Source organism: Flavobacterium sp. FG19, from assembly GCF_057809475.1.
In genome coordinates, this window is record NZ_JBMDKA010000002.1 from 132846 (window position 1) to 145708 (window position 12863).

Sequence of the window (12863 nt, forward strand, 5' to 3'; positions counted from 1 at the left end):
TTAAGTAGATTGATCAGTCCAGGTTTTTAGAAACCATTTATTGTCTTTTAATTCAAAAATATAATCTACATAAATTCCATTATCCAGACCGCGATGTTGAAGCACAGCTATATGCTTTTTTATGGATAGTGTTCGTTTTAAATACTTTTCATCGGCCTTATTATTCAATTTCAGGATTTTATACTTATCCTTTGTCATTGTATAATCAGTCAATTCAAAATCATCATTATTCATCTTATATTTCAAAGGAAAAACCACGCGGCTAACCTGAAACTTTGGATCTTCATTGAATTTCTTAAAAAAAGTATTGAAATCTTCGGGTGCAGTTTTTGTCTCTTGAGCATAAATAGCAGTATTTAAACTCATTGTAAAAACAAAAAACATTAAAAAGTACTTTCTCATTATTCTGAATACATATTAAGCAAGTTCGTCACCGTATTCCAGTTTCTGATGGTTGCTGTTACATTTAATTTTTTCTCTATATATTTCTGATCAAAACGTGTTTTTCCTGCGCCTACAGCATATTTTATAAAAATTCTGTTTTCATCAATACTGGCTTCATCGGGTTTAAACTGACTAATTTTTAAGTCATTTATATTTTCTTGTTTTAGGGAAGCTGAAACAAAAGCCACATACAGTCTTTTTGTATCGATATCTTTTTCTTTAAAAAACGGATTATTAGCGAAACAAGATTCCAGATTTTCTTTGGTAATCATTACAACAGGAACTTCATGTCCAAAAACTTTAAAAATTTCCTGCTTAATGATAAATCCTACTTTAGATGCATCATCTTCACTGTCTACAAAAACATTTCCGGATTGCAGATACGTTCTGATATTTTGAAAACCCAGATTTTCCAGCATTGTTTTCAAAGCATCCATTTTCATCATATTATGCCCCGAAACGTTGATTCCGCGTAAAAGTGCTAAATGTGTTGTCATTTTCTTTTTAATTTATTCAAAGATAAAAATTCCTTTTTAGGATTATTCCTCTTCTTCTCCTATTTCAATATCAAAATTTACCAGAAAATCATTCAACTTTTTCTTGTACTTTTCTTTTGCTTCATTTACAATGACTTCCGTTTCTTCATTTGATTCTAAAGCATCAAGATTAAACTCTCTTTTTACCCACTTGTGAAATTCTTCCTTATTTTCATTTTCCTGATAATATTCCTCGTCTTTGTAAAAATAGCAATAATCAAAATCAACTGAAATTTCGGTATCTAAAGTCAGTAAATGAATGAGCTTACGAATGTTTCCTGCCACAACATGAATTCCGCCTTCATCACCAAAAACAACTATCGGACAATTATTCAAATCATCATCAATAAGCCAGTAAGCATAGGAACTTCCTGAACCGTTTGCGCCCGCAAATTCGATGAAACTATTATAAAACTCCTCTTCCTCAGACCAGGTTTTTATTCCGGTTTTATCGTTCATTACAAGTAATCCGAAACATTCCGAATAGGTTTCTGAACCGTATTCCTGCTGAAATTCATACAATTTTACCAAATCTTCCGGCATAGTATAATCACCAAACTGAACCGCAAAATCTTCTAATGAAAAAGTGCTGTCGTATTCCGCATATTCTGTTTCATCATCATCATCATCCTCGTTATTGGTTTCTGACGAAAGCACTTCAAAGGCATTTACAGCTGCCGCTTTTACAGCGTAAAATTCGATTCCCTGAGCAGTTTCATTATTAATCCATTGGTATTTTGGATTTCCTTCTTCATCCTGATATTCTAAAACCAGCATAATTTCTTCGTTATCGTGACACCATAAGGCGCGCATCTGAATATTGAAACCATTCTGTATATCTTCAGAAATCTGAGTGTAATTCATTCCTTCATAAACAAAAGAAGCATACAAATATTCGGTATTAGAAATCGTTTTACTGGTTCTTTCTGGATATTTTTCGGATAAAACCTCAATCATTTCAATAAACTGATTACGGAAACTACTGTACAGATACTTTTCTTCTTTAGTGTGATCGATAATTGAAAGTCCGGCTTTAAAAGCATTTTCAAAATAGTTGTTCCCCAATATTTCTGAACCATAATCAGACAATTCTATAAAATCGTCAGCAACAATATCAGACAATTTATGGGTAGACGGAAAATAATTTTCAATTATAAGTAAAGATCCGTCAGCATCTGTAAGCCTGCTGCAAATCATTATATCTGGCCTGTTCGCATTAATTACAGCCTGAACATTGGTAAATTGCTCAAAATGCATTCGCATATCATCGCTGTAGATTAACCATGCTGTAACCTCTCCTTTGACAAAAAGTTCTCCATGATTGTATTCACCTGTCAGGACATCACATTTTAAACCACCTCCCAAATAATGAACACTGCCAAACAAAGTGATATTAAGTGCCCTTGTTTCTCCTAATACGATTAAAGCCGGAGAATTATCGGTATCAAAAGAACTTATTAATTTAGTTACGTTTAGATTTCCTTTAAAAATAAAACCTAAAATAAAGATATCCGGATGTTCTTCTGTACTGAAATCCATTTCAAAAGATTCCATTTGTACATCTTCTTCTGCTAAAAGAAATATCGGATTTTCTTCGTAATCCGGAAAACGCCAGGAATCTTCAAAAACATCGTATATTTTTTCATTATTGAAATTCGTAAGGTCTCCAATAATAGTATGAGCTTCGTCTCGGTTAATTACTTTGAATGTAACTCCGGAAAACACCATAGTTTCAAAAGGAACTTTTTCTTCTTTATTCATATTTGGGGCTTATACTTTTAAAATCCTTTAACAAATCTAAGGATTATCTTTATTTATTAAAATAGTACCGGCTTTAAAATAAAAAAGGCTCCTGAAAGAACACAGAAAGCCTTTTAATCCAATTAAAACATGATGTATTTCATTCCGCAAAGAATAAACTTATTTTACTTTTTTATATTCCATTTCCGGGCCGTCACAATTTCGCCAGGTGTTCAATAATATACCGGTATTACTAATCAGTTCTTCTTTTAAATTACCTGTACAGCTTCCAATAATATCATTTGAAGCCGTGTAAGTCAGCTCAAGATAGGTTTGGTTCTGCCTATTTTCTACAGAAAAAGTTCCCGATGCTGTCACTGTCTCTCCCTGATGTATTCTTGTTTTTATAAAAGTGTTGTCTTTTTTAAACTCATAATATTCTTCCCACAAAGGTTCTCCCTGAACATAAATAGCCTCAATAAAAGTACCTGAATATTTCGTTAGTTCCCATTTTCCGTAATAACCGGGTGTGTTTCCTGAATCTGCATCCTCTTTTGAACAGGAAGCCACACTAAACAGCAGCATAAAAAGAATTGTCACTTTCTTCATTTCGGTTTATTTTTTTAAGGTTAGTTTATTTAATAGATAAGAATAACAATAAAAGGTTGCGTAAACAATTCCGGAGTTTTTAGAAACTATCGTATTTTTTAATTTCCCAATTTAAATTTATCTTCGCTTTTTAATTAAATCCCACAGGAAAAAATCTAAAATCCAATTTTTTCCAGTCCGGAATCAGCAGTCTAAAATTTAAAACAACTAAATGTCTAATAACCTCCTTGAAACCCCCATTGAATACCTAAAAGGTGTAGGTCCGAGCCGCGGTCAGCTGCTGCGCAAAGAACTGGGAATTCATAAATATGGGGATTTAGTAAACTTTTACCCTAACCGGTATATCGACAGAACGCGTTATTATAAGATAAATGAACTGCAGAATACCGGCAGTGAAGTCCAGATTATTGGAAAAATCATCAATATAAAAACGGTTGAATTTGCTAAAAACAAAAAACGTTTAGTCGCTTCCTTCGTAGATGAAACCGGACAGATTGAACTCAACTGGTTTCAGGGACACAAATGGATCCGTGAAACGCTGAAACTGAATGAACAGCTTGTTATTTTTGGAAAATGTTCCTTATACGGAAGTCAGTTTAGTATGGCCCATCCCGAAATTGAACTGCTGAGTGAACATGAAAAAAGCCTTCGTTCTGCCATGCAGCCTGTTTACCCCTCTACTGAAACCCTGACCAGCCGCGGGATTTCAAACCGAACGATAAACAAGATGATGGAACAGCTGTTTATTGAAACCCAGGCGCTGTTTACAGAAACTTTTCCTCCCTATTTACTAGAAGAAATAAAACTGATTTCAAAAAGGGCTGCCCTCTTTAATATCCATTTTCCTAAAAGCGCCGACGCACTGGCAAAAGCTCAGTTTCGTTTAAAATTTGAAGAATTATTCTTTATTCAGTTACAGCTAATAACGAAAAACTTAATCCGTAAACATAAAATAAAAGGCCATCCTTTTACAAAAGTAGGGGAATTGTTCAATGAATTCTACCAGAAACACCTGCCTTTTGACCTGACCAATGCGCAAAAAAGGGTAATAAAAGAAATCCGTTCAGACATGGGAAGCAATGCCCAGATGAACCGACTGCTTCAGGGTGATGTAGGATCAGGAAAAACCATTGTAGGTTTTATGAGCATGCTTTTGGCCATCGACAACGGTTTTCAGGCCTGTCTGATGGCTCCTACTGAAATTCTTGCCAACCAGCATTTTATCGGGCTTTCTGAATTTGCACGTACCTTAAATATCAACATAAAAATACTGACAGGCTCTACCAAAACGTCTGAAAGGAAGATTATTCATGAAGAACTTGAAAACGGAAGTCTTCAGATATTGATTGGAACCCATGCTTTACTGGAAGATAAAGTAAAGTTTCTAAACTTAGGGCTTGCCATTATTGATGAACAGCATCGTTTTGGGGTAGAACAAAGATCAAAATTGTGGAAAAAAAATGATATTCCGCCCCATGTTTTGGTTATGACAGCCACACCAATTCCCCGAACTCTGGCTATGAGTTTGTACGGCGATCTGGATGTTTCGGTTATTGATGAATTACCACCGGGAAGAAAACCAATTCAGACCGTTCACCGATACGATACCAATCGCTTAAAAGTCTGGAAATTCCTGCGTGATGAAATTGCCAAAGGAAGACAAATTTATATTGTATACCCTCTGATTCAGGAATCTGAAAAAATGGATTACAAAGATCTGATGGACGGTTACGAAAGCATCTCCAGAGATTTTCCGCTGCCGCAATATTCGATTTCGATTGTACACGGTAAAATGAAACCAGCTGATAAAGATGCCGAAATGAAGCGTTTCTCTGAAGGCAAAACCAATATAATGGTAGCCACAACGGTTATCGAAGTAGGTGTAAATGTACCCAATGCCAGTGTAATGATTATCGAAAGTGCAGAACGTTTTGGATTGTCACAGCTGCACCAGCTGCGCGGACGTGTTGGTCGCGGGGCCGAACAGAGTTATTGTATTTTAATGACCGGACATAAATTAAGCACTGACAGCAAAACCCGAATGGAAACAATGGTTCAGACTAATGATGGCTTTGAAATTGCCGAGGTAGACTTAAAGCTGCGCGGTCCGGGAGATTTAATGGGAACACAACAAAGCGGTGTGCTGAATCTGCAGATTGCCGATATTGTTAAAGACCGTGAAATACTATCTTTTGCCCGAAACTATGCCCTCAAAATACTAAAAGAAGACCCTCCGCTGCAAAAACCGGAACATGCTATTTTAAAAGCCGTTTTTATCGAACTGACCAAAAAGAAGAATATCTGGAATTATATTTCATAAAGGGCCAAAAATTCAAAGTGTCTGTTTAAGTAACTTTATACTATGTTGTCACTTTGCATCTTTGTCACTTTGAACCTCAAAAAAAATATACTTCACTGCATCAGACTTAAGATAAGTTATAAATATTCAGGTGATAGATTTGTTGGGGGCAAATTTTTGTTGAATATTTCCCTGACACAATGAAGCATATATTTACTGCTGGTTATTTCTTAGGCGGGCTTTTCTCAAAAAAACCACTAAATAAACCTTTACTTATTTTGTTTTTATCATCTTTTCCGGTAGCAATTAAATGATCTACATATTCCATATATGTTTTCTTGCGTTCTTCTAAAAAACCTACCAGATATTCTTCAGAAGCAATTATACCGCTTGCTTCTTCAATCTGCAGCAGTTTTTTATACAAAGGTTCAATGAATTTGGTGATAATAGGTTCCGGAACTGATTTTCGGGTTCCAAAATAACCTACTATATCGCCATTATCATCCGCAATAATTTTAAAATCAGTTACAACCCAGTAATAACGGCCGGTTTTAGCCATATTTTTGATGATTACGTGAATGTTTTCACTGGATTTTATACTGTCCCATAAGAATTTAAAAATTACCTTAGGCATATCCGGATGCCTGACTATATTATGCGGCTGCCCCACAAGTTCAAATTCATCATAACCGGAAACATCTATAAAATCTTCATTCGCATACAAAATCGTTCCATTTTTATCAGTTTTACTAAGCAGTACTTTATTCTTATTCCAGTCAACTTCACGATCTGACGGAGTTGGGCGGTTAAATCGGGTATCCATAAATTTTCTATTAAAAATTAATAAATGGTGATTCTGCGTGTACTTATTTTTTGGAAGCTGGTTTTGAACATTTTAAATTTCCCTAAGTCTTACCATTGGTAGATTTAACATGAATATCGTTTACGAGATCGTCAATTTTTTTAGCACTTTCCCTCATCATATCCAGATACGTTAACAACTTATCATTGTCTGTATGTCCTTTTGAAACATCAATCAGTTTCAAAACAGAATTAACCGGAAGTTTTAAATCAAGGGTAGTACGATGAATGTAATCGTTATATTCTTTTGTGGCCGACATAGAACTGAATTTAGCCGAAGCCAGTTTCATATTTTCCAGTTCATATTCATCAGAAATCTTAGAAATATGATTATAACTGTGTTCTTTAAAATAATAAGCCCAGTAGCCATTCATAAAGAACACAACAGCGGCCAGAACGGTATGAATAATAAGGGTTTCCAAATCGAAATTTACCTGCGAAAAATATACCTGAAAACCATTGGCATCATTATAAATATAGTTTTGCAGATACGCCAGTCCGGCATGATGCAGCACAACTAAAAGAGTCAACGGAATCTGCAGTTTCCAGTTTTGGTAAATAATTAAAATAGTACTGGCAATAAAAACCGTGAAATGCATTTCAAACAAACCGTGCATCTGATAAATATACTGTGCCATAAAAACAGCCAGTACTACAGATAAAACGTATTGGTAAAACTTTGAGTTTTTAAGAAAAAATTTGGCTGAATAATACGCTAAAAGATTAAGGGTTCCTACACCTACTCCAATTTCAAACGTATCGTATTTAAAAGATAATCCAATTCCTAAAAGAAAATAAACAACAAGAACATAATTAATGATCGTATCCGATTTTTGTGTCATTGTTGACATAAAGCTATGCAGATAATCCTGCTCATTCAAACTGGCTTTTGTTTTCATAGTTTTAAAAATTTAAGTTAGTGACAGATTTATTTAGTGCAATTTGGTAATGAACATCCGTAAGCTCTGAGAGCTAAAGCATTAAATGAAGGCGGATTATGCTGTTTTAAAAGCGAGTCTATTGCCATTTGAGCATAATTACTATCAGCATCAGTACAATATCTCGTTTTATTGTAATTCCCCCTGAAATATAAATTGTGTAAAGGATCCAGAAGAACGGCCTGCGGAGTTGAAATTACACCGCATTTTTGGGCAATACCTTCATCAAAGTAAACCGGAATCTCCGCTCCAAACTTTTCCTGAATTTCTGCTATGGAAAAAGTTTTCTTTTTATTTAAGACCACAATTTTAAAATTGACTTTATCCCCGTATTTTTTAATCAGGTCACGCACATGAGGGACATTAAAACGGGAACACGGACAGTCAGGATTAAAAAAATGAAAAAATACAGGTTTGTTATCGAATGCACAGCACTGTGATAAATTGATCTTACTTCCCATGGCTATATCATGATGATTTTTGGGAATGGGTGTAGGCAGACTGTATTTAAACTCGTTCTGCCAAAAAAGAAAACCGATCGAAAAAAGTAATAATGTAAACCATAAAGTCAAGAGTATTTTTTTCTGCATAAATATTTTTTTTTAGTTATTAAGAACAAAAAACATAAACACTTGTTAACGCAATTATTAATTAAATTCCTCAAAAACCCCAAAAAACTACACCTAACTCACTTTTTTAACATTTTATTTTATAGTATTTCATCGAAAACACTACAAAAACCTTCTTTTTGTTTAACATATCAATAATACAAATTAAATCGATAGAGTGCAAAAAAAATCAGACAAATAAGAAAAAAATTTTATTCTTCACAGCGCAGCTCCTGTTCCAACTAGTAAAATCTCTTTTTTTTATAAAAAATAAACACTTCAACGTAAAACATAATACACTGACAAAGTAACACTTACATAAAAAGCATTATAAAAAAGCTAACTTTATTCAAAAAAAACAAAACCAGCTTTAAACCTTTTTATAAAAACCGCATCTAACCGCAAACTTTTTTAACCGAAAGCTGTCAGAATGCAATTTGAAACTACTGTAACCTAAGTGTTAAATAAAAGCTAACGTATTTCGGTTTCAGTACAAAAAGTTAAATTTGTCAGTTACAAAAAACATACACCAAAAAACACATTCACCTCAATTTTATGAAATTAAAACATCTCATCTACGCCTTGATTATCATCGTTTTGGGAGGATTTATTACGTACAGAATAGTATCCAACAAAAACAAAAATGAAGAATCAAAAAAATTTGGAGACAAGGATAAACCTACCACAGTAACAGGTCTTGTCGTAAAAACTTCTACTTTTGATAACAATTTATCATTATCCGGTTCGATAGAAGCCAATGAACAAATTGAAATTCACAGTGAAGTTTCCGGAATCGTAGAAGGAATTTATTTTAATGAAGGAACATACGTAAATAAAGGTCAGGTACTTTTTAAAGTAAATGACATTGAATTAAAAGCACAATTAAGACAAGCCGTAACCAAAGAAGGTTTAGCGGCCGAAAACGAAAGAAGAGCCAAATTATTACTTCAAAAAGAAGCTATAAGCCAGGAAGAAGCAGACGTAGCAAGGGCTGATCATGCTTCTGCACAGGCACAAAGCCAGCTGATAAGAGCCCAGATATCCAAAACTTCTGTAAAAGCCCCTTTTTCAGGGAAAATTGGTCTTCGTTCTATTTCACCCGGAACTTATATTACACCAACAGTACTGGTTGCAAAACTTGTAAATACAGGAAAACTAAAAATTACTTTTTCTATTCCTGAAAAATATGCAGCTCAGGTTCAAAACGGTTCTTCAATCGATTTTACAGTTTCCGGTTCTGATAAAACTTATACTGCCAAAATCTATGCAATTGAACCGGAAGTTGCCGTTGCAACACGCACCTTACAAATCAGGGCTATTGCAGACAATACAGACGGAAAACTTTTCCCGGGAACTTTTGCTGATATCAAACTGCCTTTAAACATTATCAAAGATGCGATTGTAGTTCCATCTCAGGCAATTGTACCGGTTCAGAATGGTAAAAAGGTATATATTGCCAATATGGGCAAAGCCAAAGAAGTTATGGTGGATGCTACAACAAGAACCGACGCTTCTATATTGATTTTATCCGGATTAAAAGCCGGAGACACTTTAATTACAAGTGGTGTTATGTCTTTAAAGAACGAAGCACCTATAAAAGTTAAAGTTCAATAATAACCTTTAAGTTATGAGTTCCGGTTATCTCCTTTAGTTCTGAATCGTGAAGTGTAAAAATCTCATTCAAAATATAAAATCGGGAACCTGAACTCTAAAATCATAATTATGAGTTTATCAACTACAAGTATAAGAAGACCTGTTTTAACCATTGTACTGAATTTATTAATTATTTTATTCGGTTTTATTGGTTATACTTTCCTGGGCGTTCGTGAATTCCCGTCGATCGACCCGGCACAGGTTTCCATCAGAACCAATTATACCGGAGCCAACGCCGATATTATTGAATCGCAGATTACAGAACCTCTTGAAAAAGCCGTTAATGCTATAGACGGAATTAGAAATATCACTTCTTCGAGTAATCAGGGAAGCAGCAATATTACCATTGAGTTTAATCTGGACAAAGATCTGGAAGAAGCAGCCAACGACGTTCGTGATAAAGTTTCGCAGGCGATCAGAAGCTTACCGCAGGATATTGATGCCGCTCCGGTAGTATCAAAGGCGGATGCTGACAGTGACGCTATTATTTCGATGACAGTTCAGAGTGACACCCGAAGTTCTTTAGAATTAAGTGATTATGCTGAAAATGTTATTTCACAAAGACTGGAAACAATTCCGGGAGTGAGCGGTGTTCAGATTTGGGGACAAAAACGATACGCCATGCGTTTATGGATTGACCCCGCAAAACTTACCGCTTACGGTTGTACCGTATCAGATGTTCGTGATGCACTGAATGCCCAAAACGTCGAACTCCCGTCCGGTAAACTTACCGGAAACAATACCGAATTAACCGTAAAAACAGTTGGAAATCTCTCTAAACCGGAAGAATTCAATAATATTATTATCCGTACAGACGGAGACAAAATTGTACGTTTAAGTGATGTGGGCGGAGCCGAACTGGGACCGGAGAATATCGAAACCAAACTAAGCCAGTCAGGACTCCCAATGATTGGTCTGGCTATTGTTCCGATGCCGGGAGCCAATTATTTAGATATCTCAGCTGAGTTTTACAAAAAATACGAAGCGTTAAAAAAAGACCTTCCTAAAGATATCAAACTGAATATTGCGCTGGACAACACTATTTTCGTAAAAAAATCGGTACTTGAGGTTGCCGAGACTTTACTGATTTCGGTTATACTGGTTATCATTATCATTTACCTGTTCTTTAGAGACTGGGCCATTGCTTTCAGACCGTTAATTGATATTCCGGTTTCGTTAATTGCGACCTTCTTTATAATGTGGCTTTTCGGATTCTCCATCAACGTACTGACCTTACTGGCTATCGTTTTAGCCACCGGACTGGTAGTGGATGACGGAATTGTGGTAACTGAAAATATCTTTAAAAAGGTAGAAGAAGGAATGACACCAATTGAAGCCGCCATTAAAGGATCTAATGAAATTTTCTATGCCGTAATTTCAATCTCTGTAACACTTGCAGCGGTGTTTTTACCTGTAATTTTCCTGGAAGGATTCGTAGGAAGGCTGTTTAGGGAATTTGGCGTTGTTATTGGCGCTGCAGTATTAATTTCTGCTTTTGTGTCCCTGACCTTGACTCCAATGTTAAATGCGTATTTAATGAAAGGCGGTGAACAGAAAAAATCAAAATTCTATATCAAAACGGAGCCTTTTTTCGAGAAAATGAACAGCAGTTACGCTGAAGCACTTACGAAGTTCATGGACAGAAAATGGATCAGTTTCCCTATTTTGATTGTTTGTTTTGGACTTATCTATCTCTTTTTCACTATTCTTCCCAAAGAAACAGCTCCGTACGACGACCGAAGTTCGGTAACCATGCGTATGACCACTCCGGAAGGTTCATCATATGAATACACGGACCGCTTTATGCAGGAAATCTCAAAACTGGTAGATGATTCTATTCCGGAGAAAAAAGTAAGCCTTGTAATTACAGCACCGGGATTTGGAGCTTCGGCTACGAACAGCGGTTTTATCAGACTTTCTTTAAAAGAACCTGATGAAAGAGAAAGATCGCAGAAAGACATTGCCGATAAATTAACAAAATGGACCAAACAATATCCTGATGCCAAAACATCGGTTATTCAGCAGCCGACTATTGCAGTAAACCGACGAGGAGGATTACCAATTCAGTATATCATTCAGGCACCTAATTTTGAAAAATTAAGAGAAAAAATCCCTGCTTTTATGGAAGAAGTAGGTAAAAGTGATGTTTTCTCGATTACCGATGTAAACTTAAAATTCAACAAACCGGAAATTAACGTAAGTATCGACCGTGCCAAAGCCGAAAGTTTAGGAATTTCGATTATTGATATTGCGCAGACTTTACAACTTTCTTTAAGCGGACAGCGTTTTGGTTACTTTATTAAAAACGGAAAACAATATCAGGTTATCGGGCAGTTTGACCAGAAAGACCGATCAAAACCTTTGGATCTGACGTCGATGTTTGTAAAAAACAAAAACGGCGAACTCATCCAGATGGACAACGTTGTAAAAGTTGACGAGCAGAGTAATCCGCCGCAGCTTTACCACAATAACCGATACATGTCGGCAACCGTTTCTGCAGGTCTGGCTCCCGGAAAAAGTATCAGCGATGGTATTGAAGAAATGGATAAAATTAAAGCCAAAGTTCTGGATCAGAGTTTTACTACCGACTTAAGCGGTGAATCCCGTGATTTCGTAGAAAGCAGCTCCAATACTTCGTTTGCATTTGGACTGGCTTTACTGCTGATTTTCTTAATCCTTGCCGCACAGTTTGAAAGTTTTATCGATCCGTTTATTATTATCTTAACGGTTCCTATGGCAGTTGCCGGAGCTTTATTTTCATTATGGCTGTTCAATCAGACCTGGAACATTTTTAGTCAGATTGGAACTGTAATGCTTATTGGTCTGGTAACAAAAAATGGTATTTTGATTGTCGAATTTGCCAATCAGTTACGGGAACAGGGCAAACCTAAAATGGAAGCGATTCTGGAAGCATCAGAAGCACGTTTACGTCCTATTTTAATGACCAGTTTAGCTATTGCGTTAGGAGCGCTGCCGATTGCTATGTCGCTTGGAGCAGCTTCAACAAGCAGAATTGGTATGGGAGTTGTAATTGTTGGCGGAACTATTTTCTCGCTGGCGCTGACCCTTTTTGTTATTCCGGCTATTTACTTTATGTGGTCAAAAGCCAGAAAACATTATCCTGAATTTGATCGTATCGACGAATACGAAAGAGAAAGTAAATAAATAGCATCCC

General features: G+C 35.8%; 10 protein-coding genes. 3 read left to right on the forward strand and 7 right to left on the reverse strand.

Annotated elements, in window-relative coordinates; translation table 11 throughout:
• The 4 genes from ACODST_RS02565 to ACODST_RS02580 form a co-directional block, all read right to left on the reverse strand.
• Positions 1 to 402, reverse strand: a complete 402-nt coding sequence (locus ACODST_RS02565) for a DUF4348 domain-containing protein (protein WP_488930551.1) — start codon at positions 400 to 402, stop codon at positions 1 to 3.
• On the reverse strand, positions 402 to 941 hold the full coding sequence (locus ACODST_RS02570; protein WP_488930552.1) for a DUF1697 domain-containing protein: 540 nt from the start codon (positions 939 to 941) through the stop codon (positions 402 to 404). Before ACODST_RS02570 ends, ACODST_RS02565 begins: the two co-directional genes overlap by 1 nt.
• 42 nt (positions 942 to 983) lie before the next feature.
• The gene (locus ACODST_RS02575) at positions 984 to 2741 is read right to left on the reverse strand and encodes a hypothetical protein (protein WP_488930553.1); all 1758 of its coding nucleotides are present in this window, start codon (positions 2739 to 2741) and stop codon (positions 984 to 986) included.
• Between the two features lie 159 nt (positions 2742 to 2900).
• Positions 2901 to 3329: a hypothetical protein gene (locus ACODST_RS02580; protein ID WP_488930554.1), complete on the reverse strand. Its 429-nt coding sequence runs from the start codon at positions 3327 to 3329 to the stop codon at positions 2901 to 2903.
• A gap of 211 nt (positions 3330 to 3540) precedes the next feature.
• Here ACODST_RS02580 and recG point away from each other — a divergent pair, with 211 nt between their 5' ends.
• Entirely contained in the window at positions 3541 to 5649 is a 2109-nt protein-coding gene (recG, locus tag ACODST_RS02585) for an ATP-dependent DNA helicase RecG (RefSeq protein ID WP_488930555.1), read from the forward strand.
• Positions 5650 to 5851: 202 nt separating this feature from the next.
• On the opposite strand, the gene ACODST_RS02590 is transcribed toward recG, so the two are convergent.
• The 3 genes from ACODST_RS02590 to ACODST_RS02600 all read right to left on the reverse strand — a co-directional run bounded on the left by ACODST_RS02590 (position 5852) and on the right by ACODST_RS02600 (position 8017).
• Positions 5852 to 6451, reverse strand: coding sequence for a PAS domain-containing protein (locus ACODST_RS02590; RefSeq protein WP_488930556.1), 600 nt, complete (start codon positions 6449 to 6451; stop codon positions 5852 to 5854).
• Positions 6452 to 6533: 82 nt separating this feature from the next.
• Positions 6534 to 7388, reverse strand: coding sequence for a hypothetical protein (locus ACODST_RS02595; RefSeq protein ID WP_488930557.1), 855 nt, complete (start codon positions 7386 to 7388; stop codon positions 6534 to 6536).
• Between the two features lie 29 nt (positions 7389 to 7417).
• Positions 7418 to 8017 (reverse strand): peroxiredoxin family protein, encoded by a 600-nt coding sequence (locus ACODST_RS02600; protein WP_488930558.1) that lies wholly within the window; start codon positions 8015 to 8017, stop codon positions 7418 to 7420.
• 573 nt (positions 8018 to 8590) lie between these two features.
• On the opposite strand from ACODST_RS02600, the gene ACODST_RS02605 reads away from it, so the two are divergent.
• Positions 8591 to 9649, forward strand: a complete 1059-nt coding sequence (locus ACODST_RS02605; protein ID WP_488930559.1) for an efflux RND transporter periplasmic adaptor subunit — start codon at positions 8591 to 8593, stop codon at positions 9647 to 9649.
• 108 nt (positions 9650 to 9757) lie between these two features.
• On the forward strand, positions 9758 to 12853 hold the full coding sequence (locus tag ACODST_RS02610) for an efflux RND transporter permease subunit (protein WP_488930560.1): 3096 nt from the start codon (positions 9758 to 9760) through the stop codon (positions 12851 to 12853).
• Positions 12854 to 12863: the final 10 nt, after the last annotated feature.

Bases quoted from the DNA above. Each gene is read 5' to 3' on its own strand.
- ACODST_RS02565 (WP_488930551.1), bottom strand. From the start codon at position 402: ATGAGAAAGTACTTTTTAATGTTTTTTGTTTTTACAATGAGTTTAAAT.
- ACODST_RS02570 (WP_488930552.1), bottom strand. From the start codon at position 941: ATGACAACACATTTAGCACTTTTACGCGGAATCAACGTTTCGGGGCAT.
- ACODST_RS02575 (WP_488930553.1), bottom strand. From the start codon at position 2,741: ATGAATAAAGAAGAAAAAGTTCCTTTTGAAACTATGGTGTTTTCCGGA.
- ACODST_RS02580 (WP_488930554.1), bottom strand. From the start codon at position 3,329: ATGAAGAAAGTGACAATTCTTTTTATGCTGCTGTTTAGTGTGGCTTCC.
- recG (WP_488930555.1), top strand. From the start codon at position 3,541: ATGTCTAATAACCTCCTTGAAACCCCCATTGAATACCTAAAAGGTGTA.
- ACODST_RS02590 (WP_488930556.1), bottom strand. From the start codon at position 6,451: ATGGATACCCGATTTAACCGCCCAACTCCGTCAGATCGTGAAGTTGAC.
- ACODST_RS02595 (WP_488930557.1), bottom strand. From the start codon at position 7,388: ATGAAAACAAAAGCCAGTTTGAATGAGCAGGATTATCTGCATAGCTTT.
- ACODST_RS02600 (WP_488930558.1), bottom strand. From the start codon at position 8,017: ATGCAGAAAAAAATACTCTTGACTTTATGGTTTACATTATTACTTTTT.
- ACODST_RS02605 (WP_488930559.1), top strand. From the start codon at position 8,591: ATGAAATTAAAACATCTCATCTACGCCTTGATTATCATCGTTTTGGGA.
- ACODST_RS02610 (WP_488930560.1), top strand. From the start codon at position 9,758: ATGAGTTTATCAACTACAAGTATAAGAAGACCTGTTTTAACCATTGTA.